The organism is Asaia prunellae JCM 25354 (genome assembly GCF_000613885.1).
GTDB classification, from domain to species: Bacteria; Pseudomonadota; Alphaproteobacteria; order Acetobacterales; family Acetobacteraceae; genus Asaia; species Asaia prunellae.
This window is the reverse complement of the sequence record NZ_BAJV01000011.1, coordinates 57,294-79,718: the sequence shown is the minus strand read 5'-3', so window position 1 is coordinate 79,718 and position 22,425 is coordinate 57,294. Positions and strand designations below refer to the sequence as shown.

Annotated in this window: 17 protein-coding genes and 7 pseudogenes; 9 read left to right on the top strand and 15 right to left on the bottom strand. The window is 56.4% G+C overall.

Going from position 1 to position 22,425, the window contains the following annotated elements; translation table 11 throughout:
- Position 1: 1 nt before the first annotated feature.
- The 9 genes and pseudogenes from JCM25354_RS10560 to JCM25354_RS18235 form a co-directional block, all read right to left on the bottom strand.
- Positions 2-1,252, bottom strand: coding sequence for a pyruvate dehydrogenase complex dihydrolipoamide acetyltransferase (locus tag JCM25354_RS10560; protein WP_025885993.1), 1,251 nt, complete (start codon positions 1,250-1,252; stop codon positions 2-4).
- Positions 1,253-1,264: 12 nt separating this feature from the next.
- Positions 1,265-2,610 (bottom strand): annotated as a pseudogene (locus JCM25354_RS18250) (pyruvate dehydrogenase complex E1 component subunit beta).
- Between the two features lie 3 nt (positions 2,611-2,613).
- A pseudogene (gene pdhA, locus JCM25354_RS18245) lies at positions 2,614-3,635 on the bottom strand (pyruvate dehydrogenase (acetyl-transferring) E1 component subunit alpha).
- 104 nt (positions 3,636-3,739) lie between these two features.
- Entirely contained in the window at positions 3,740-4,651 is a 912-nt protein-coding gene (gene trpC / locus JCM25354_RS10545) for an indole-3-glycerol phosphate synthase TrpC (protein WP_084294732.1), read from the bottom strand.
- Positions 4,648-5,766 carry an anthranilate phosphoribosyltransferase gene (trpD, locus tag JCM25354_RS10540; RefSeq protein WP_025885991.1) on the bottom strand — a complete coding sequence of 373 codons (1,119 nt, stop codon included), beginning with the start codon at positions 5,764-5,766 and terminating at the stop codon, positions 4,648-4,650. Before trpD ends, trpC begins: the two co-directional genes overlap by 4 nt.
- Positions 5,767-6,363, bottom strand: a complete 597-nt coding sequence (locus tag JCM25354_RS10535; RefSeq protein WP_025885990.1) for an anthranilate synthase component II — start codon at positions 6,361-6,363, stop codon at positions 5,767-5,769. It abuts the gene before it with no gap.
- A gap of 41 nt (positions 6,364-6,404) precedes the next feature.
- Positions 6,405-7,875, bottom strand: a pseudogene (trpE, locus tag JCM25354_RS18240) (anthranilate synthase component I).
- Positions 7,872-8,519, bottom strand: coding sequence for a peptidylprolyl isomerase (locus JCM25354_RS20210; protein WP_051537354.1), 648 nt, complete (start codon positions 8,517-8,519; stop codon positions 7,872-7,874). The pseudogene trpE and the gene JCM25354_RS20210 overlap by 4 nt, the downstream one beginning before the upstream one ends.
- Positions 8,516-9,790 (bottom strand): peptidylprolyl isomerase, encoded by a 1,275-nt coding sequence (locus JCM25354_RS18235; protein WP_051537353.1) that lies wholly within the window; start codon positions 9,788-9,790, stop codon positions 8,516-8,518. The genes JCM25354_RS20210 and JCM25354_RS18235 overlap by 4 nt, the downstream gene beginning before the upstream one ends.
- A 235-nt stretch (positions 9,791-10,025) precedes the next feature.
- Between JCM25354_RS18235 and tpiA the strand changes: the two genes are divergently transcribed.
- The 6 genes and pseudogenes from tpiA (at position 10,026) to JCM25354_RS23455 (ending at position 14,172) form a co-directional block, all read left to right on the top strand.
- Positions 10,026-10,775, top strand: coding sequence for a triose-phosphate isomerase (tpiA, locus tag JCM25354_RS10515; RefSeq protein ID WP_035447457.1), 750 nt, complete (start codon positions 10,026-10,028; stop codon positions 10,773-10,775).
- 34 nt (positions 10,776-10,809) lie between these two features.
- On the top strand, positions 10,810-11,163 hold the full coding sequence (gene secG, locus JCM25354_RS10510) for a preprotein translocase subunit SecG (RefSeq protein ID WP_025885988.1): 354 nt from the start codon (positions 10,810-10,812) through the stop codon (positions 11,161-11,163).
- A 92-nt stretch (positions 11,164-11,255) separates the two neighbouring features.
- Positions 11,256-12,886 (top strand): annotated as a pseudogene (locus JCM25354_RS18230) (CTP synthase).
- Complete coding sequence (gene kdsA / locus JCM25354_RS10500; protein WP_025885987.1) at positions 12,883-13,710, top strand: 3-deoxy-8-phosphooctulonate synthase; 828 nt, start codon at positions 12,883-12,885, stop codon at positions 13,708-13,710. Before JCM25354_RS18230 ends, kdsA begins: the two are co-directional and overlap by 4 nt.
- Entirely contained in the window at positions 13,700-13,987 is a 288-nt protein-coding gene (locus tag JCM25354_RS23460) for an OsmC family protein (protein WP_369345761.1), read from the top strand. Before kdsA ends, JCM25354_RS23460 begins: the two co-directional genes overlap by 11 nt.
- Entirely contained in the window at positions 13,987-14,172 is a 186-nt protein-coding gene (locus JCM25354_RS23455; protein WP_369345760.1) for an OsmC family protein, read from the top strand. Before JCM25354_RS23460 ends, JCM25354_RS23455 begins: the two co-directional genes overlap by 1 nt.
- Here the strand turns inward: JCM25354_RS23455 and JCM25354_RS10490 are convergent.
- A complete protein-coding gene (locus JCM25354_RS10490) occupies positions 14,160-14,648 on the bottom strand; it encodes a DUF3429 domain-containing protein (protein WP_025885986.1) in 489 nt (162 codons plus the stop codon). The genes JCM25354_RS23455 and JCM25354_RS10490 overlap by 13 nt on opposite strands.
- 99 nt (positions 14,649-14,747) lie before the next feature.
- On the opposite strand from JCM25354_RS10490, the pseudogene eno reads away from it, so the two are divergent.
- Together eno and JCM25354_RS10480 are read left to right on the top strand one after the other, a co-directional pair.
- Positions 14,748-16,027 (top strand): annotated as a pseudogene (eno, locus tag JCM25354_RS18220) (phosphopyruvate hydratase).
- A gap of 112 nt (positions 16,028-16,139) precedes the next feature.
- Complete coding sequence (locus tag JCM25354_RS10480) at positions 16,140-16,469, top strand: FtsB family cell division protein (RefSeq protein WP_025885985.1); 330 nt, start codon at positions 16,140-16,142, stop codon at positions 16,467-16,469.
- Positions 16,470-16,605: 136 nt separating this feature from the next.
- Here the strand turns inward: JCM25354_RS10480 and rpmG are convergent, their stop codons facing one another.
- Positions 16,606-16,773 carry a 50S ribosomal protein L33 gene (gene rpmG / locus JCM25354_RS10475; protein WP_023977387.1) on the bottom strand — a complete coding sequence of 56 codons (168 nt, stop codon included), beginning with the start codon at positions 16,771-16,773 and terminating at the stop codon, positions 16,606-16,608.
- 234 nt (positions 16,774-17,007) lie between these two features.
- Here rpmG and lexA point away from each other — a divergent pair, with 234 nt between their 5' ends.
- Entirely contained in the window at positions 17,008-17,724 is a 717-nt protein-coding gene (gene lexA / locus JCM25354_RS10470; RefSeq protein WP_025885984.1) for a transcriptional repressor LexA, read from the top strand.
- Positions 17,725-17,830: 106 nt separating this feature from the next.
- On the opposite strand, the gene JCM25354_RS10465 is transcribed toward lexA, so the two are convergent.
- From JCM25354_RS10465 to JCM25354_RS18210, 4 genes and pseudogenes are all read right to left on the bottom strand, one after another.
- Entirely contained in the window at positions 17,831-18,388 is a 558-nt protein-coding gene (locus JCM25354_RS10465) for a YdgH/BhsA/McbA family protein (protein WP_243444024.1), read from the bottom strand.
- Positions 18,389-18,470: 82 nt separating this feature from the next.
- Entirely contained in the window at positions 18,471-19,076 is a 606-nt protein-coding gene (gene pgsA, locus JCM25354_RS10460) for a CDP-diacylglycerol--glycerol-3-phosphate 3-phosphatidyltransferase (protein ID WP_025885982.1), read from the bottom strand.
- A 99-nt stretch (positions 19,077-19,175) separates the two neighbouring features.
- Positions 19,176-21,040, bottom strand: a pseudogene (gene uvrC / locus JCM25354_RS18215) (excinuclease ABC subunit UvrC).
- 327 nt (positions 21,041-21,367) lie between these two features.
- Positions 21,368-22,356, bottom strand: a pseudogene (locus tag JCM25354_RS18210) (dipeptidase).
- Between the last annotated feature and the right edge of the window lie 69 nt (positions 22,357-22,425).

The window sequence follows — 22,425 nt, the reverse complement described above, 5'->3', positions numbered from 1 at the left end:
CTCAGATCACCAGACGATAGGGGTTTTGAACGATGTCGCGCAGCGCGTTCAGCCACTGGGCGCCGAGCGCCCCATCGACTGCACGATGATCAACGGAGAGCGTGGCCGTCATCACGGTCGCAACCGCCAGCTCGTCTCCGCGCACGACAGCGCGCTTTTCACCTGCCGCGATGGCCAGAATACCGGCCTGAGGCGGGTTGATGATGGCTGAGAACTCACGCACGCCGAACATGCCCATATTCGAGATCGAGAACGTGCCACCCTGAAACTCTTCGGGCTTCAGCTTGCCGTCACGCGCGCGCTTGGCCAGATCGCGCGCCTCTGCGCTGATGTCGCGCAGCGATTTGCGGTCGGCCTGACGGATGATCGGGGTGATCAGACCATCAGGGATGGAAACAGCCATCGAGATGTCGATATCGGGGAAATGCAGTGTCTCGGCTTCGGTGAACTGCACGTTCAGACCAGGGCAGCTGCGGAGCGCAAGCGCCACGGCCTTGATCATCATGTCGTTAACCGAGATCTTGAACTGCCCCTCGCCTTCACTCGGCGATGCGGCGTTGAGCTGGGCGCGCAACGCGAGCAGCGCGTCAAGTTCGATATCAACAGCCACATAGAAATGCGGGACGTTCTGCTTGGACTCGCTCAGGCGACGCGCGATGACCTTGCGCATCGTGGAGTTGGCAACACGTGTCACTTCTGCCGGTGCCGATATTGCCATTTCGGCTTTGGCGGGTGCTTCGACCTGCGCATTCTCGACATCGCGACGCAAAATACGGCCATTGGGGCCTGTACCCTTCACGCCAGACAGATCGAGCCCCTTCTTTGCAGCGATACGGCGCGCGAGAGGTGACGCAAACACGCGCTTGCCCGACGATGTCGCGGCAGGTGTAGCATGCGAGGGCACAGTCGGCGCAGAGGAGGCCGGGGCAGAAGCTGGCTGGGCTGCCGTTTGCGGGGCAGGCTCGGCCTTCTTTGCAGGCGCCGCCTCAGCCGTTTCCGGCACGGCTTCGCCCTCTTCGACGAGGATGGCGATGGGCGAGTTGACCTTCACCCCTTCGGTCCCTTCCGGCACGACAATGCGGCCGAGAATGCCCTCATCGACGGCTTCGACTTCCATCGTTGCCTTGTCGGTTTCGATCTCGGCGATCAGATCGCCGGACTTCACCGTGTCGCCCTCTTTCTTCAGCCAACGCGAGACCGTTCCTTCGGTCATGGTCGGCGAAAGCGCGGGCATCAGGATATTGATAGCCATGGTCGCAGCCCCTCAGAACAGTTTGCGAACCGCGTCCACCACCCAGTCAGGCTGCGGAAGCGCATGTTTTTCGAGATTGGCGGCATAAGGCAGCGGGATATCGAGACCGCAGACGCGCGCGGGCGGGGCATCGAGATAATCGAAGGCCTGTTCACACGCTACGGCACAGATCTCGGCGCCGATACCGGCCACGGGCCAGCCTTCCTCGACAGAGACGATGCGGCTCGTCTTCTTCACACTGTTGACGATGGTCTCGGTGTCGAGCGGACGGATCGTACGCAGATTGATGACTTCAGCCTCAATCCCCCGCTCGGCCAGCTTGGCCGCGGCTTCGAGCGCCACACCAACCATGATCGAGAAGGCAACGAGGGTCACGTCCTTGCCTTCACGCTCGATCTTCGCCTTGCCGATCGGCAGGATGAAATCCTCATCGACCGGGCAAGGGAATTTCTGGCCGTAAAGAATTTCGTTTTCGAGCACGATCACCGGGTTCGGGTCGCGAATGGCGGCACGAAGCAGGCCCTTGGCATCTTCAGACGACCAGGGAGCAACCACCTTCAGGCCCGGCACATGGGCATACCAGCTTGCATAGCACTGCGAATGCTGGGCACCGACGCGCGCAGCCGCCCCATTGGGACCGCGGAACACGATCGGACAGCCCATCTGGCCACCCGACATGTAGAGCGTCTTGGCTGCGGAGTTGATGATATGATCAATGGCCTGCATCGCGAAGTTCATGGTCATGAATTCGACAATGGCTTGAGGCCGGTCAGCGCTGCACCAACGGCCATGCCGGTAAAGCCATGCTCGGTGATCGGCGTGTCGATGATACGCTTATCGCCGAACTCGTCGAGCAGACCCTGGCTGACCTTGTAGGCGCCCTGATACTGGGCCACTTCCTCACCGAGCAGGAACACGTCTTCGTCGCGACGCAGCTCGGCGGCCATCGCATCGCGAAGCGCCTCACGCACGGTGATGACCGAAGTCTCACCCCATTCGCGATCCGGTGTTGCCACCAGTTCCTGCGGCTTCAGGGGAGCCTTTTCTTCTACAGCGGTCTGCGCTGGTACGGCCTGAGCCGCTGCAGGACCGTTTTCCAGCGCGGAAATGTCTTCACCCTCTTCGGCGATAATCGCGATCTGCGTATTCACGGCGACATTTTCCGAGCCTTCGGGCACCAGGATCCTGGCCATGATACCGCTATCGACGGCCTCGACTTCCATCGTTGCCTTGTCGGTCTCGATCTCGGCAATCACATCGCCCGAGTTGATCTTGTCACCCTGCTTCACCGTCCATTTGGAAAGCGTGCCTTCGGTCATGGTAGGCGAAAGAGCCGGCATGAGAACAGGAGCGGCCATAACTTACGCCTCCACCAGAATATCGGTCCAAAGTTCGGAGAGATCGGGCTCGGGGCTGTTCTGGGCGAACTCGGCAGCGTCGTTGACGATCTGCTTCACCTCGACATCGATCTCCTTGAATTCCTCATCGCTGGTGCCTTTTTCAGACAGCAGCTTGTGCAACGCCTCGATCGGATCACGCGTGCGGCGCATTTCCTCGACTTCCGAACGGTCGCGGTAGCGCGCCGGATCGGACATCGAATGACCGCGATAACGATAGGTTTCCATCTCGAGCAGGAACGGCCCCTTGCCTGCACGGCAATACGCCACAGCTTCCTGCGCAGCTTCGTGCACCGCGAACAGATCCATGCCGTCGACCTTGCGCCCCGGGATCTTCCAGGGTGCCCCGATCTCTGAGAGATTATGAGCGGCAGCACTTGAGCGCTCGACGCTCGTGCCCATGCCGTATCGGTTGTTCTCGATTACATAGATGCAGGGGAGCTTGTGCAGGGCGGCGAGATTGAAGCTCTCATAGACCTGGCCTTGCTGAGCCGCCCCCTCACCGAAATAGGCCACGCCTACTTCATCGGTACCGCGGTATTTATTGGCAAATGCCAGACCCGTGCCAATCGCCACCTGCGCACCCACGATACCATGACCGCCGTAGAAATTCTTCTCGCGCGAGAACATGTGCATTGAGCCGCCCTTGCCGTGCGAATAACCGTCCTTGCGTCCGGTCAGCTCGGCCATCACACCACCGGGCTCATGCCCATCATCAGCATATGGGCGTGATCGCGATAAGAGGTGACAATCTTGTCGCCTGGCTTCATGGCCAGAGACATGCCGACAATTACGGCTTCCTGACCGATATAGAGGTGGCAGAACCCGCCGATGAGCCCCATGCCGTAAAGCTGTCCGGCTTTCTCTTCAAAACGGCGGAGCAGCAGCATATCACGATATGCCGTACGAACTGTCTCCAAAGGCAGGATCGGTCCGTTATGATCCGCGAGCGGCTGAGCCGCCCCCTTGTGGGCTTTACCGGACATGCTGAGTATCTCCTGAGCCTGGCAGTTGCGACGAGCGCAATTCAGGGACCGGTATTTACCAGTCCCGTTGCGCAAGTCCACAACCTAAGCTGTTAATATGTGCGTTAGAGCGTCCCGAGAAGTCGACGGGCTGCATGGCCCGGATCTTCTTCTCTCAAAAGACTTTCGCCAACGAGAATACCGCTGGCGCCGACTTCGCCAACACGCTTCACATCTTCGAGGGTGCGAATACCGCTCTCTGAAACAAGAATGCGATCGGGTGGCACCAGAGGTGCGAGTCTGGCTGTTGTGTCCAGATCCGTCACCAGGCTGCGCAGGTTGCGGTTATTGATCCCGATCAGGGAGGTATCGAGCGCCAGCGCCCTGTTGAGTTCCGCCTCGTCATGCACTTCACAGAGCACGTCGAGATCAAGCCCTCGTGCGAGGGCGATCAATTCTGCGGCCTGGGCATCTGTCAGCGCAGACAGGATAATGAGAATACAGTCAGCCCCGATGAGACGGCTTTCATGCACCTGCCAGGGGTCCAGTATGAAATCCTTGCGCAGAATCGGGAGTGAACAGACTTCCTTTACAGCGGTCAGATCCTCGATCGATCCATGAAAGCAGGATCCCTCAGTCAGGATTGACAGGCATATTGCACCGGCAGCCTCATATGATTTCGCAATGGCTACAGGATCATAGTCCGGGCGCAGAATACCCGCTGAGGGAGACGCCTTCTTGATTTCAGCAATCAGGCCAACGCGGCGATCAGCGGCCATTTGCTTGAGAGCCTGGCCGAAACCACGGGTGGGCACATTCACTTCGCGCGCACGGGCAGTGATTTCCTTGAGCGGCATCAAAAGCGCACGCTGCTCGACATCAATTCGTGTACGCGCGCAGATACGAGCCAGTACGTCCGGCATATCAGCCCCTGAGACAGGAAGAGCCGTTTCTTCCTGCACGATCGTGCCAGGGACCTGCACATCCGGATAGCCGGAAGGTGTGTCGTGAATCGGACTGGACGGTTGATCGGTCATGTTAGTCCTGACGTCTGGATCAGATGAGATGAATTAATCGGCTCTGCAGGTCGCTTGACGCCCTGCTGGGCATGTACGAGTGCTGAAAGAGCAAGGCCACTGTCGATGGCGCTTGCCGCCATATCGATATTTCTGCGCAGAAGAGTGGGAACGATCTCACCGTTTTCAAGAATACCTGCACGCCCTGAAATATGAAGCGCAACGGCGGCATTCAGGAGAACCGTGTCCCGGTAAGGGCCTTCCTGGCCTGACAGCATTTCAAGCAGCTGATTGGCATTATGAGCCGAATCCCCCCCCGCGATAGTGGCGATCGGTCTGCGGGAAAGGCCCGCCATGTCAGGCGTCAGTTCAAGCTCGAGAAAACGGTCGTAGTTCCAGGCGCGAATATGTGAGACGCCCGCAAGCGTGATCTCATCGCTCCCACCCAGATCGGTCTCACCATGCACAGCCCAGACACATTCAGCCCCGAGAGATGCCAAGGTCTCGACTACAGGACGCAACCACCGTTCATCATAGATGCCGATCATCTGCCGGCGCACCTGGGCCGGATTGCAAAGCGGACCTATAAGATTGAAAATAGTACGGAAACCCAGCGTGGCGCGCACTGGTGCAGCAAAACGCATGGCCGGATGATGCAGGGGGGCAGCCAGAAAAGCGAGCTTGCCGTCACGCAGACGCCTCGCCTGTTCTTCGAAATCATCACAAGGAGCGATGCCCAGCGCCATAAGCGTGTCAGTTGCCCCGGAACGGGAAGAAAGCGCTCTGTTACCGTGTTTGGCTACAGGCACGCCCAATCCCGCCATGACAAAGGCAACAGCAGTGGAGACATTGAGCGTACCAAGCCCGTCCCCCCCTGTTCCGCATACATCCATGGCATCGGGTGGTACAAAAGGCAGACTTGTCATACAGGCACGAACCGCCCTTACCGCACCACTCAACTCGTCTACTGTCTCACCACGGATCTTTAATGCCATCAGAATGGCAGCAAGATGTTCGGCAGGGACGGAACCCTGCATGATCATGGTAAAAAGCGTTTCGGTTTCGTCCCTTGTCAGCCGCCTGCCCTCGGCAAGATAACGCAATGTACCTGTCAGGCTGCCTTTTTGCGTCTCCATTCAGGCCGCCTGCCTTTTCTGGCGAGCGGCGCGAGCAATGTTGATAAAATTGGCCAGCATCATCTGACCATCTTCGGAAGCAATACTTTCGGGATGAAACTGCACACCATGCACATCAAGCGTACGATGATGTACGCCCATGATTACACCATCGGCAGAACGTGCATTGACGACCAGACTGTCAGGAATGGTTTCCGGCGCCAGGGTCAGGCTGTGGTATCGAGTCGCCTGGGTCGGAGAGGTGAGCCCTTCAAAAACACCCGTTCCATCATGATCGATGGCATCGACCTTCCCATGCATCGGACGTGGCGCCCGTACGACTTGGGCACCAAAAACCTGCCCGATTGCCTGATGGCCAAGACAGACTCCCAGAACGGGGAGTGTCGGTGCCGCCGCTTCAATCAGTGCACAGCATATTCCTGCCTCATTGGGGGAACATGGGCCGGGCGAGATCACGATCGCCTCAGGCTTGAGAGCGAGAGCCTGATCCACGCTCAGCGCATCGTTACGCCAGACCTCGCAGGCTTCGCCAAGCGCCCCGAAATGATGGACGAGATTGAACGTAAAACTGTCGTAGTTGTCGATCAGCAATATCATGTCACTAAGATGGCGTTGTCTTGGTTGCAGGTCAAATCCGGTTACATTTCGCCATTGTCGCATGCCTGTGCAACAGCGAGCTCTGCTGCGCGGAAAATGGCGCGCGACTTGTGACGCGTCTCCATTTCTTCACTCGCGGGATCACTATCAGCAACAACGCCGCAACCAGCCTGTACATACATGCGCCCCTTGTTAAGAACCGCCATACGCAGGCCGATGCAGGTATCCATATCTCCGTCAGCTCCGATATAACCGATGCACCCGGAATAAGGACCGCGGCGGGTAACCTCCAGCTCGTCAATGATCTCCATAGCCCTGATCTTGGGCGCACCTGTCAGTGTGCCCGCAGGGAACGCGGCAGAGAGCGCGTCAAGTGCGTCACATCCAGGCCTGATATGGCCCTGAACCGTCGACGAGATGTGCATGACATGACTGTAGCGCTCGACCACAAAAGAGGACGGCACTCTCACCGAGCCCGTTCGCGCCACACGACCAACATCGTTGCGACCGAGATCGATCAGCATCAGATGCTCTGCGCGCTCTTTCTGATCGGCCAGCAATTCGGCCTCAAGACGCTCATCTTCCTCACGGTCAGCTCCACGGGGACGGGTTCCGGCTAGGGGACGCACCGTGACTTCCCCGTCACGCAAACGCACCAGAATTTCCGGTGACGAACCTACCAGCGAGAAACCATCCATCTCGACTAGAAACAGGAATGGCGCCGGATTGACTCGTCGCAACGAACGATAAAGCGCCAGTGGCGGTAAAGGAAATTCTGTTTCAAATCTCTGACTTGGCACGATCTGGAAGGCATCACCCGCAGCGATATATTCTTGTGCCTTGCGCACCTTGCTCATGAAAGCGTCGGCCGAAACAGTCGAGACAGGCGTTTTGAGCTGCGTCCCTGCTGGCAGGGTGGGCGAGGCATCAAGCGGCGCCTCAACCAATGCCCTGCGCGCACGATCCAGAAGAGCTCGGGCAGAATCAGGTGACAATCCCCCTTCACGCATCGGCACGGCAAGATAAAGCTCGTCACGTACGGAATCAAAGACAGCAAAAAGGCTCGGACGGATCATGACACCATCGGAGATGAAGATCATCCGGCGGAGCCTCTGGTAAAACCTCGATCTGACGCACCATGTCATAACCGAGATAGCCGAATACACCACCAATCATGATCGGTAGACCGTCAGGCAATTCGGCACGGCTTTCTTCGACCAGGTGCCGCAGCGATGCAAACGGCCCCTCGGCACAGTCATGAAACCGGGAGTCCGGCTCAAGAGGTGCATTGTTGATTGAAGCGACACCATGCACGCAACGCCATATCAGATCAGGCAGCAGCGCAATGACGGAATAGCGCCCCCTGGCGGCACCGCCTTCAACGCTTTCAAAAAGTAGCCGATAGGGCCGTCCCTCCATCCCCTCAGGAACGAGGGATGAAAGCTTCATGAACGCGGCGACGGGCGTCAGAAGATCAGCGGCCTCAACACTATAGAGAAACCGGGTCGTCATTGTTGCCCCGCGACATCGTTCATGACCTGTTGAAGAACTGGCATATTGGGCACGGGCTTGATGTCATTTTCCAGACTGCGCACAAAAACGGCAGGGACATCCGCCTGCAGCGTTTCCTGCAACTGCCCACGCATATTGTCGCGCAATGCCTTCGTACTCTCGGGGCTAGCTGCTGCAACCCCTGTCACGGTGAAGACGTAGAGCGAATCACCCACCGCTACCATACCTGTCTTACCGGGGGCCGTTGCGAAGATCTCCGAAAGCAGTGCCGAAGGCAGATTGCCGTTCTGCATACGGGAAACCAGCAGATTCTTCTGCATCGCTGCCGCATCGGTTGTTCCAGTCACGGCTTTCTCAAGACCGCCTGATCTGCGCGCAGCCAGCATGATCGTGGTCGCACGCTCATCTGCCTGATGCATTTGCTGGGCCTTGAGCCAGTCATGACCGACCTGCTCGCGTACAGTCTCGTAAGACTTCACATGGCCCGGTTCGACTTCGTCGACCAGCACAGCAAAACCGCTATTACCCGGACCATTGACGAGCGTCGGTTTCTCACCCTTCTTCTGGGAAAAAATACGCGCAATGATCGCCTTGCGTAAGGTGTCATCACCCGGCAGAGGAGCAAGCTCACCGTCTTTGGTCATACCTTGTGCGTCAAGGGATCCCTGTGCCGGAACTGCCCCGAGATTGGTCGGAACCTGATCAAGATCCGAACTGCCGGCAATTGCATCCTGCAATGCTGCAAAACGCTGGGCCAGAAGCTGAGGCGCCTGTGATCGGGCAATTTCGTCACGAATCTCTGCCTTGGCCTGGTCAAACCGGTTTTATGAGGAGGCGTGATGGCCGTCACCTTGAAGACAACCCAGCCCGTCGGAGTTTTGAGTGGCCCCTCAACTGTATTCACACCGGCAGCAAACGCAGCCTTGGCAAGTTCAGGGCTTGGAATATCGGTCTCACGCGCATGCGGAAAAGAAACAGATGCTGCGGACGGGTTGCTTTTCTGAAGAGCGTCCCAGTCCGCATTGTTTTTCCAAGCAGACGCCAAAGCTGATGCAGGCTCCTGCTCAGGTACAGTCATCACCTCGATATCACGCGTTTCCGGAACATCATATTTCTGGTTCTCGAATTCATAGACCTGCTTGAGCTGGGCATCGGGCACAACCAGATCACGCGCAATACTTTCCGGCGAAAGCACGACAATCTTGGCATGACGGTACTCTGCTGAACGATAAAGCCATGGATGCGTGTCGTAAAACCTACGAAGCTGAGCTTCTTCCGCTGCAGCAGGAATCGTAACATCCGCACTGTCCAGGCGCAGGAGGTCGGTCTTGTACTGCTTCGTATTATAGGCAAGCAGCTGATCAAGCACCGAATCCGGCACAATCATCGTCTTGCCCAGACCATCGAGCAGACCACGTGCACCCAGATCATCACGTACGGATTCTAGGAAGACACGTTCCTGAAGACCGAGCTGCCTGAGCTTGGCATCAAAAAGCTTGCGGTCAAACTGCCCGTCAGTGCCCTGAAAAACACGAAAACCGAAGATTTCCTTGCGCACGAGAGTATCGGGCACCTTCATGCCGTTACGATCGGCCAGTGCCAGAACCTCTTTCTGAGACAGCAGATGCTGCAACACACTCTGTGCCACTTCGCGACGGGTAGCAGGCGTCAGCTGTGACGGATCGCTTACGCCCATCTGCTGGGCGATGGCGGGAAGCTGCGAGCGTATGTCTCGCTCGAATTCCTCTGCAGTGATCCGACGTGTACCAATCGTCGCGACGGTATCGGCCTGGCTCCCGTTGTAGGAACCCAGCATGTCGCCCACGCCCCATCCCACAAAAGCGAGAAAAATGAGGAGCGCGATCACACGCCCGATCCAGGAATCGACAACAAAATGCCGCAAAGTCGAAATCATACGCGCTTGAAATCCGCAATTCGCCAAGGATTGAAGGAGCGGACCATAATGCTACATGCCCATCTTGACCAGACAGACGCGCCAGACAGGCATTTTCCGGGTCGTGCCAGAAAGCAGATCACATATCCTGTGACAGAACTGACAGGAAGATGATGTGTATTTCACTCTCAGCCCCTGTTCGGCTCTCAAAGACCTGAGCTAAGCAGGTCCAACGCCGGGGGAGGAAAAGACCATCATGCGCCAAATGATTATCGGCAACTGGAAGATGCACGGCCTGCTTGAGTCAGGCACCGATCTCGCCAGAGAGATCACATCAGCAATAGAGCCGGTTCTGGCGGCGCGCGATGTCGTTCTGGCACCGCCTTTCACACTCCTTGGTCATCTTGCACCGCTCCTGAGCCGGCATGCTGTCAGACTCGGCGCGCAGGATTGCCACGCTGAGCCGGAGGGCGCCTATACCGGTGATATCTCCGCCGTGATGCTGGCCGATCTGGGAGTCAGCCATGTCATTCTGGGTCACTCCGAGCGACGTGAGCATCATCACGAGACCAATGCCGGGATCCGAAAGAAGGTACAACGAGCACGCGAGCATGGCCTCTGCCCCGTCGTCTGCATTGGTGAAGGCGCTCATCAGAGAGAAGACAAACGCGCAGAAGCCTGGCTGACAACCCAGATCGTCGAATGCCTTCCCCCTGAATTCGACGGAATACTCGCCTATGAGCCAATCTGGGCCATAGGAACAGGGGTTGCAGCGACACCTGAGGATATCGAATCCCGTCTGACTTTTCTGCATGGCGCTTTGTCCAGACATCTGGAAACGGATGACAAATCACACCGTGTCCTGTATGGCGGCTCAGTCAAGCCCGAAGATGCCGCGTCCATCCTCGCTGTTTCCGGTGTGGGGGGCGTGCTCGTCGGCGGGGCCAGTCTGTCTGCAAAATCGTTTCTCGGCATTGCACAGGCAGGTCTTTCGCTGGCGCCCTGACGGCATATTTATCGTGTTTACCTGAAAGCCGGACATGACCACGCTGCTGCTCGTTCTCAATTTCTTCGTGACCATTGCCCTGATAGGCGTCATCCTTATCCAGCGTAGTGAAGGTGGCGGCCTCGGTATTGGCAGCAGTCAGGGAATGGGCTCGTTCATGACCGGTCGTGGTACCGCAAATCTCCTGACACGAACCACCGCGGTTCTTGCTGGTGTATTCATGGTCCTGTGCCTTCTTCTTGCTGTTCTGAACCGAGGGGCAGCCACAAACACTGGCAGCGACATTCTCGCTCAACCTGCTCCGGCACCAGTAGCCCACACCCCATCAGCAACGGCTCCGACCACCACAGCCCCGGCACCTGCTCCGGCTGCCCCTCCGAAGCAGTAAGGCAACAAGACGAAAAATTTCTGCCGTCAGATACGCTCTGACGGCATTCTTCTCGTTCCAAATGATTGCGATCCACTGTAGGAGAGCCTTCCATGACTCGGTTCGTATTCATCACCGGCGGCGTGGTTTCCTCTCTCGGCAAGGGCATTGCATCTGCTGCCCTTGCGGCTCTCCTCCAGGCGCGTGGCTATAAAGTCCGCATGCGCAAGCTGGACCCCTATCTCAATGTCGATCCGGGGACCATGAGCCCCTATCAGCATGGCGAGGTATTCGTAACGGATGACGGGGCCGAGACCGATCTCGATCTCGGTCATTACGAACGCTTCACCGGGGTTCATGCCCGCAAGGCCGACAATGCAACAACTGGCCGTATCTATTCAGAAGTGATCGCCCGCGAACGTCGCGGCGATTATCTTGGCGCGACGGTTCAGGTCATTCCGCATATCACGGATGCCATAAAGGAAGCCGTCGTTGCCGGCACTGACGGTTATGATTTCGTACTGGTCGAGATTGGCGGCACAGTAGGCGATATCGAAAGCCTGCCCTTCCTCGAATCGATCCGTCAGCTGCGCAATGATCTGGGCCACAACCACACCATGTGTGTGCATCTCACCCTCCTGCCCTATATTCCGGCAGCAGGCGAGCTGAAGACAAAACCGACGCAGCATTCCGTCAAGGAATTACAGAATGTCGGCATCCAGCCGCAGATGCTCATCTGCCGATCAGACCGCGCGATCCCAACCAATGAGCGTCGCAAGATCGCAAGTTTCTGTAATGTCCGCCCTGAGGCAGTAATTGCAGCCCTCGATGTCGACACGATCTATGCCTGCCCGATTTCCTACCACAAGGAAGGCATGGACGATGAGGTTCTGCGCTATTTCGGCCTTCCTGTTGAAGGCGAGCCCGATCTGAGCCGCTGGACCAAAATTGTCGAAACGCTGCGCCACCCCGATGGCGAAGTACGGATCGCTGTAGTGGGCAAATATACGGCCCTGCTGGATAGCTACAAATCGCTCATCGAAGCCCTCCTCCATGGCGGCATTGCCAACCGGGTAAAAGTGCGCCTCGAATGGGTCGAATCCGAGACGTTCGAGAAAAACCCAGACTCTATCTCGGCACTGGGTCGCGTCGATGGCATTCTCGTGCCGGGCGGCTTTGGCGAACGTGGCTCTGAAGGCAAGATTGAAGCAGTCCGTTATGCCCGAGAGAATGGCGTACCCTTCCTGGGGATCTGCTTTGGTATGCAGATGGCCGTCATCGAATGCGCCCGCTCTCTTGCCGGCCTCGAAAAGGCCTCTTCAACCGAGTTCGGCCCTACCGATGAACACTTGTTGGTCTCATGACCGAATGGGCCCGTGGCAATGAGATGCTGCGCCGCCGTGAGCATGGCGAAATGGGCGGCACGATGCGTCTGGGCGCCTATCCTGCCAAACTGAAGCCGGGTTCGCGCGCTGCCGAACTCTACGGTACAACCGAAGTTCGTGAACGTCACCGTCACCGTTATGAAGTGAATGTGCATTATCGCCAGCAGCTCGAGGCAACCGGCCTTGTTTTCTCGGGGATGTCCCCCGATGACGTGCTGCCGGAAGTCGTGGAATATCCGGACCATCCCTGGTTCGTCGGTGTGCAGTACCACCCCGAATACATGTCCAAACCCTTTGCACCGCACCCGCTTTTTGCAGGCTTCATCGAAGCCGCGGTCAAGAAGGCCCGCCTCGCATGACCGATATCACCCTTGGTTCCCTCACGATCGGCAACCGCAAGAATTTCACCCTGATTGCAGGCCCCTGCCAGATCGAATCCCGCGCTCATGCGCGGGAAATGGCTGCAGGACTTGCCGAGATCTGCGACGCACTCGGCATTGGCTGGATTTACAAAAGCTCGTTTGACAAGGCCAACCGAACGTCGCTGAAAGCTGAGCGTGGCATTGGCCTTGCCGAAGGGCTCGCCATTCTGGCTGGCATTCGTGAAGAATTCGGCTGCCCTGTTCTGACAGACGTGCATGACGCTGCCCAGTGCAAACCCGCAGCTGAAGCCGTGGACGTGCTGCAGATCCCTGCCTTTTTGTGCCGTCAGACCGACCTGCTTCTGGCTGCCGGTGAAACGGGACGTGCGATCAATGTCAAGAAGGGTCAGTTTCTTGCCCCTTGGGACATGGCCAATGTTGCTGCCAAGATTGCATCGACAGGCAATGACAGGATCATGCTCTGTGACCGCGGCACAAGCTTTGGATACAACACTCTTGTAAGCGACATGCGCGGCCTGCCTATTATGGCTGAAACCGGCTATCCGGTCGTGTTTGATGCAACGCATTCCGTACAGCAGCCAGGTGGTCTGGGCGGCTCCTCGGGCGGTCAACGCCAGTTTGTGCCCCCTCTCGCACGCGCTGCTGTTGCGATCGGTGTGGCTGCGGTTTTTATCGAGACGCATGAGAACCCCGACCAGGCCCCGAGCGACGGCCCGAATATGGTGCCGATTTCGGAAATGCGCAGTCTGCTCGCCACGCTTCAGGCTTTTGACAAGCTCGCGAAATCCGATGGGGTCTAAGCGGCATTTCTATTCGGTCGATACCGAATGGACCGGCAATCACGGGCTCGGCACCCAGTCCTGGCATGTCTATGGCCGTAACCACGATATCTCGGCGGAAGGCAAACCCGTGATTCACGGCTCGGCCGATCCGAGCTTTCATGGCGACCCGACAGGCTGGAACCCTGGCGAACTCCTGCTGGCCTCACTCAGCGCCTGTCACAAGCTCTGGTATCTGGGCCTTTGTGCAGCGCCGGAATTGTGGTCACCGCCTATCGTGACTCAGCAGAGGCCATAATGGTGGAAAACCCACAGGGTGATGGCGAATTTGAAAGCGCCACCTTGCGACCTGTGATCACCCTCGCAAGCGGCAGTTCCATACCTCACGCGCAGGCCCTGCATGAACAGGCCCATGCGCATTGCTTCATCGCACGCTCGGTCAATTTTCCGGTCATCTGTGAGCCGGTATTTCAGATCGTATAAGGCTGAAGCGGCGCGCTGAGGCACGCAGCAAGGCTCAATATGACAATTACTGTCAGCAGGGTACGAAACGGGAAATATCCTGCTGGCAACGCACCTTTGCGATAGGCTGCACGCTCGGCAAGCAGTACCAGCACAAAGCCAACCATTTCCATCAATATCCCGCCACGCGGTGCCCAGACAACTCCAGCATAAATCGCGATCCAGCTCCATAACGCTGGCAGCACACCAAGGAACAGTCGACGCCTGTTGATAGCGCCCATTCCCTGTGCCGGCATAATGGCCGGCTGCTCCAGTGCAAATCCCCAATGGACTGCACCGAGAAAGGACAGGATGCAGCCGCCATAAGCCAGCATCGCTACGCCGATATGGGTAATCGGCCCGAGACTGCCCCAGAACAGAGCGGCCATGGCAAGACCAACAAAGGGAACCAGTCCGGCAATTCCGAGAAAAATGACAAGTGGCGACAGGGGTTTCACAGAATATCCATCCTCATTTCACATAACGCCAGTTGACAGCGTCGGTGTCTCGACGCCTTGTGATGCCCGAAGTTTGAACGTTCAAACAGGGAGCCCCCAATGAGCGCCATTATTGATATCATTGCTCGTGAGATTCTGGATAGCCGTGGCAACCCGACCGTGGAGGTCGAGGTCGAACTGTCTTCCGGTGCCAAGGGCCGCGCAGCGGTTCCGTCCGGCGCCTCGACCGGTGCCCATGAGGCGGTCGAGCTGCGCGACGGCGACAAGTCACGCTACGGTGGCAAGGGCGTTCTGAAGGCTGCCTCTTTCGCCGAAGGCGAAATTCTTGATGCCCTTCAGGGCGCTGAGTCCTCCGATCAGATCGCTATTGACGAGGCGATGATCGAACTGGACGGCACGCCTAACAAGGCACGTCTGGGTGCGAACTCCATTCTCGCCGTCTCGCTTGCCACGGCCAAGGCCACAGCAATCGAACTCGATATTCCTCTTTATCGCTATGTCGGCGGCGTATTTGCCCATACCCTGCCTGTGCCGATGATGAATATCGTCAATGGTGGTCAGCATGCTGACAATCCCATCGACATCCAGGAATTCATGATCCAGCCAGTCGGCGCACCGACAATCATGGACGCCGTGCGCATGGGTTCGGAAATCTTCGCTCATCTGAAGAAGAACCTTGCCGCTGCCGGTCACAACACCAATGTCGGCGACGAAGGCGGTTTTGCTCCCGGCCTGAAATCGGCTGATGAAGCCTCGGCTTCATTTCGAAGTCGGTCGAAGGCGCTGGCTATCGCCTTGGTGAAGACGTCACTTTCGCGCTCGACTGTGCCGCCACCGAGTTTTATCGCGACGGCCGCTACAAGATGGAAGGCGAAGGCCGCGACCTCGATTCCACGGGTATGATCGACTATCTGGCCGATCTCGCAGCACGCTATCCGATTGTATCGATTGAAGACGGTCTGGCAGAAGATGACTGGGAAGGCTGGGCAGAGCTGACGGCCAAGCTCGGCCACAAGCTTCAGCTCGTTGGTGATGATCTGTTTGTAACCAATACCGAGCGTCTGGTGCGTGGCATCGAGAGCAACACAGCCAATGCGCTTCTGGTAAAAGTCAACCAGATCGGCACGCTGACCGAAACACTCCGCGCCATGGAAACAGCGCATCGCGCAGGCTACAAATGCGTCATGAGCCATCGTTCGGGTGAAACCGAGGATTCAATCATCGCCGATCTCGCCGTCGCTACAAATTGCGGCCAGATCAAAACCGGTTCGCTGTCGCGTTCTGATCGTACGGCCAAGTACAATCAACTTATCCGCATCGAAAACGAACTGGCCACGGCTGCCCGTTATGCAGGTCGCTCTATTCTGCCGCGCACCTGATCTGACGAAGAGGGAGCGTTTTTTCGCTCCCTCTTTGAAATGCACGATTGTAAGCGATGCTTTTACGAGGGTAGGATCAGGATATCCGGCTATCTGACATCGTGGAGATCCTGTGCAAATCGTTCGTACCATCCGTCGCATCGTACGTGCTGTGGTTCCCCCTGCCCTCTTTCTGGGATTGACCGCTTATTTCGGGTGGAACGCCCTTCAGGGTGATCATGGCCTCAAAGCCTATCACCAGCAGCTCAAGCTCATGGATCAGGCTCTGCAGGCACAAAAAGACGCTGATGCAGAACAGGCTGTCTGGAAACGTCGTATTGCCAGCCTCAACGAGCGCGCTCTTGATGCCGACATGCTTGATGAACGCTCACGCGCCATGCTGAATCTTGCGCGCAGTGGTGATACGATCATTCCTTACGGCCCTCATGAAAAACTCTACTGAAGGGCGCCTCACGGGAACCAGGTCCGCTCACAGCTGAACGGCCTCTCTATACCCATATCTCATTCAAGTCATTCAGAACCGGACATAAAAAAAGCGGCTTTAATGAGCCGCTTTTTTCTACCGAAGAAACCTGACCTTACTTGATCTTGGCTTCACGGAACGCAACATGCTTGCGGACAACCGGATCGTACTTGCGTACTTCCATCTTGCCGGTTGCTGAACGGGCGTTCTTCTTGGTGACGTAGAAATATCCGGTATCCGCGGTCGAAACGAGACGGATCTGGATGACGTTGGTCTTTGCCATGTGGTCCTCGCAAACTGATCTGTCGCTGCGCGCGACATGAACGGCAGCGTTTTCAAGCTGGGCGCTTAAATGCGTGTATTACGGGTTCAGGTCAAGTCTTTCCCGTCAATCCGGGGATTAATTTTGATGTTCCGGGGAAAAAATCTTGAAGAGACCGAAGCGAGAACTTAAGAAGAACATAATGATTCCGGGATAGGGTGGTTTCTGCTGCCCTGCCCAGGGGAGAGGAACCCTATGCTCACACGCAAGCAACATCAGCTCCTGCTTTTCATCGATTCCTATCTGAAGCGAACCGGGTTCTCCCCCTCTTTTGATGAGATGAAAGAAGCCCTCGATCTACGTTCCAAATCCGGTATCCATCGGCTGATCTCGGCACTGGAGGAGAGAGGCTTCTTGCGCCGTCATCATCACCGTGCACGAGCGCTGGAAATCATACGCCTGCCCATTATCGAGAACAGTAAGATATCGGCATCACAGGCTGAGGGACCGGTAACCGGCAACTTTCCGCAGCTCGTCCATAATCAGGATCGCTTTCCAGCCACAGTATTGGAAACAATTCATCCTGCTGTAGTGGGTGTACCTCTTTATGGACGCATTGCTGCCGGCTTACCCATTGAAGCCTTTCGTGACTCCGGTGAACAGATTGATCTTCCGGCTGGCCAGTTGACCAAGGGACAACATTACGCCCTGCACGTCTCCGGTGATTCCATGATCGATGCAGGCATTCTGGACGGCGACACAGTGATTATCCGTCAAAGCGAAACAGCCGAAAACGGTCAGATCGTCGTTGCCCTGGTTGATGATCAGGAGGTGACTCTCAAGCGCCTGAGACAGAAAGGCAATTCGATCGCTCTGGAACCAGCCAATGCTCTATATGAGACACAGATATTTCCGCAGAGCCGGGTACGCATCCAGGGCGTTCTGATCGGGCTTTACCGACAATACGCATAAGCTCGGCACAACTTTCTGCATGCCGGCAAAAAGCCGGGATGCAAGTGCGGAAGTGCCCGGGAATACCCTCCAGGGCCGAAGATACAGGCTTTATAACCCATAATGCTTAATGGGTAGCGGGTTTATCCTTGATAACCCGCACTGTACCGTCAGGGTCAATCTGTGTGCTCGTACCATCGCCATTAGGGATGACGATCGTGCCACTGCGTGCAGGTGAAATAAATTTATGAGCATTATCCTCAACAGAGGAAGAAAGTGACGGTCGTTGGGTACTCCGTACGCCATTGACTATTCCGTCATGCTCCCCGATCGCAAGACTGCCGCCATCGCCAAGCTGTGATCCGCCTGCATCCAGCCCCTTGGTCATTGAGCCAAAATAGCTATTTGTATCGGAAAGAGCATCTCTCAGGCCATTGGGTGATGCCACGACATCACGCAAGGTCGGTAGTGGCTGAGGTGCGCCTGGCCAGATATTACCGTTTTCAGGCAGAATCGGCATAGCCACATAGGTGTGGCCCTTCACCTTCTCAAGATTCTCTGACTGCCCTTCAGGTATATTCGGATTATCGCCAGGAAGGGTCGCTGTATCCTGCACAAATTTTCCCAAACCGGAACAGCCACTCAAGAAGAGAGGGATCGCCAGAAGAGCGGCCTTTCGCATCATTTACTCCAGAGATATCTGATCCGTTCTTTTTAATCGCAAAGAAGACCCAAGACCAGATACAGAACATGTATAGACAATAATACTAATGTCCGACCTCAGCTGAAGGGGTACTCTTGCGGTTACCCATCATTCTTGACAGACCTTTTACAAGATATCCCCACCCGCTCAATACGGTAGGAATAACCGAGAACCAAAGCAAGATCGCTCCAATGGTCGAAAACGACAAGACACCGAGCCCGATCATTCTTGGCATGGCATCCCCTGCCAGAAGACACCCGATCGCCACCATCTGTATCCCTGTTTTCCATTTGGCAAGGCGCGTTGAGGGAAGTGTAGTACTCTGGCTGGCCATGAATTCGCGCAGACCACTGACCATGATTTCACGTATCAGAATGATGACAGCTGCAAACAAGGCACCATATACGAGACGCCCATAACCTGCCAGCGTCAGAAGCAGGGCACCGACCAGCAGCTTGTCAGCAATCGGGTCCATCATACGCCCCAGCTCGGAACCCTGCTTCCACCGGCGGGCCAGCATGCCGTCAAAATAATCCGTTATACAAGCAGCGATATAGACAAGACAGGCAATGCCATCTGTCACAGGGTTACCGATTGCAATCAGCGCTATCAGCAGCGGTATGGATGCGATGCGGAGCAGGGTCAGGATATTGGGCAGGTCTGTCAGCATGAATTATTCCTGGAGCCGCCGAAAGGATTACCGATATGCGAAACTGCTTGATCTCCCATAACAGGATGCTGCCGGTCCGTCATCATAGCTGTCAGAACATTACTGCGGATGAAAAAATGTATGGATTGTCCGGGCAATTTCCGAATTGATTCCTGCCACTGTCGTCAGCTCCTCGATACTGGCTCCCTTGACCCCCCGAACGGAGCCGAACCGGTTGAGCAAGGCGCGTTTTCTGACAGCCCCAATCCCGGGCACAGCATCCAGCTCCGAGGTTCTTATGGCCTTGCTGCGACCAGCTCTGTGCGTCGTGATTGCAAAGCGGTGCGCTTCATCACGCAAACGTTGAAGATAATAGAGAACGGGATCATTGGGTGGTAACTGAAACGGGGAACGCCCCTCCTGAAAGAACCATTCACGCCCTGCATCCCGATCCGGCCCCTTGGCAATGGCCACAATCGGAATATCACGCACATTCAGCTCTTCAAGCACAGCACGTACTGCGTTGAACTGCCCCAATCCACCATCGATTAGAAGCAGATCCGGCCAATCCTGGGGACGCTCCTCTGCCATCTCGGTATCACGCTTGCCGAACCGACGTTCCATTACCTCGCGCATCATGCCGAAATCATCACCGGGTGTAACTGGCCCCTTGATGCTGAATTTGCGATAGGCACGCTTGGTAAAACCCTCTCTCCCCGCAACAACCATTACACCATAGGCATGCTGTCCCATGATATGGGAATTGTCGTAGGTCTCTATACGCTGCGGGGGAGCTTCCAGATTGAACACGGAAGCCACACCATCAAGCAGTTTGCTGACTCCGGCAGATTCGGCAAGCCGACGCTCGAGCGCCTCACGGGCATTGGTTTCTGCATGCCGTACAACATCACGTCTTTCGCCGCGCTGTGGCTGAAGCAGTTCAACCTTGCGCCCTCGCTTCAGACTGAGCGCTTCTGAAACCAGGTCGAGCTCTGCGGGATCGCAGTTGAGCAGGATTTGTGGCGGTGGCGGCTTGTCATCGTAGAATTGCAAAAGAAAGGCCGACAGGATATCGGCTGCCTGATCATCTTCTGCATGCTCGGGATAAAATGCCCTGTTGCCATTATTACGGCTGTTTCGAATAAAGAAGACCTGCAGACAGGTTTTACCTGCCTGCTGCCAGAGCGCGATAATATCGGCATCACCGATCGAGGCGGGGTTGATGATCCCCGATTCCTGCATACTGGAAAATCCTCTTATCCGGTCACGGATCGACGCCGCCCGCTCAAATTCCATGGCTTCCGAAGCCCTTTCCATCTCCTCAACCAGAGCCTGCTGCAGATCAGTACTCTTGCCGGAGAGAAACTGCTTGGTCTCATCAACCAGAGCTACGTAGTCACTTGGTGTCACCCGCTCCACACAAGGCGCAGAGCAGCGACGGATCTGAAAAAGAAGACACGGACGCGTTCGTGAGGAAAGCACAGCATCACTGCACGAGCGCAGGAGAAAACTGCGCTGAATCAGATTGAGTGTCTGATTGACCGCCCAGGCCGACGCAAACGGCCCCCAATAGGTTGCATCCTTGATCGGCCTTCCCCGCTGCTTGGTGATTTGCGGATAGACATGCCCTTCTGTCAGCATGATCCAGGGATAGGATTTGTCGTCACGTAGAAGAATATTGAAGCGCGGCTTCATCTTCTTGATATAGTTTGCCTCAAGCAGCAGCGCCTCAGCCTCGGTGCGCGTCGTTACAATCTCCATCGAGTGGGTAAGGCTGACCATCCGGCGTAGTCGTTCAGGCAGTTGTGTCAGACGCAGATAGGACGAAACACGCTTTTTGAGGCTGAGCGCCTTACCGACATAAAGTACCTCCCTTTAGCCCCAAGCATACGATATACACCAGGTGACAGCGGGATTGTCCTGAGAGCTTCCCGAATAGCTTCTACACCCTCCCTCGAAGTCTCCCCCTCCTCCTTGCCTGCCATAGTACCGGCGGCTTCATCGACCTTGCTCATGCTCAGGCTCTCGCACGAGGAATAGCCAAAACTTCATCCACGGAAGATGTGGATAAGTCTGTGGGGTATCGCATGACAAATTGATGACGGGCGCAGTTTGGCGCGCTTTGCAACGCTTTGCCTATTTTTTGTGCATATAGTGGTAGAGCATTGATAATAAACAATTTTGCCAATCCGTATGGAAGAAACAGCGACAAGACATTGGAATCACAGGGTGTCAATCCCGCAACGGGCATAAAAGTGGACAAATTTTGTCTCTCGACGAACTGAACGATCCTGTTTTGTTCGAAGTTCCACTCAGGCTGTCTCTGACTGCTGCATAACGCGCAGGAAATTCCCGCCCCAGATGGCCGGGAGGTCGTCTTCACCAAATCCCGCCCGAAGCAGCGCTTCAGTAACACCGTATGATTGCGCCGCATCGGCCCAGCCCTCTATCTGGCCACCGCCATCAAAATCGGAAGAAACGCCGACATGTTTGATCCCGATACGATCGGCAACGTAACGTACATGGCCTGCCAGATCATCGACAGTCGCTCTTCCCTGACTTTTCGGCTTCAGAAAAGTGGACATGGCGGTAATCTGGATAACGCCGCCTGTATCCCGCAGCCTTCTTAGCTGCTCGTCATCCAGATTGCGCGGATGGTCGCACAGCGCTCTGACACAGGAATGACTGGCTACGATCGGCCGAGCTGACAGATCAACCGCCTGCATCATGGTCGTTTTTGCCGCGTGAGAAATATCAACAAGGATACCCAGTGCGTTCATGCGGGCGATCGCTTCTCGCCCGAGAGATGAAAGCCCACCATGCAGGCTTGCATCATTGCCCAGTGCCGGGAGAGGAATGGCCGCATCGGCCAGATCGTTATGACCATTATGGGTCAGGGTCATATACCGGACACCATAGGCAGCAAGACGGTCGAGCCTGTCGAGTTCACCTCCGAGGGCATGGCCGTTCTCAACGGCAGGTACCACCGCAACACGCCTCTGCATCACGGCCTCACGCAGGCTCGCGGTATCAGAACAGACAGACACAGTATCGCCAGCCAACCCGTTGATGACCTCGAGCATGGACTGCGTCCTGTCCCAGGCCTGCTGGCGCGTTGCCGGTTCTAGTCTGGTCTGGGGAATATAGGCTGCGAGACACACTGCCTTCAGCCCCCCTTTGCGGAGCTTGGCAGGTCGACCTGACGCTCGGCCGAACCGGCCTCGAAATCACGCCTGTCCGGCCAGGGAATATCGATATGGGAGTCGAGTGTCAGAAGACGTTCATGAATATCGGATGTCATGACTGTGTAAATGGTCTGTTGCATCGCCGGAGCAAGAGGTATTGCTGCACTTCCCGCCAATTTGAGAGG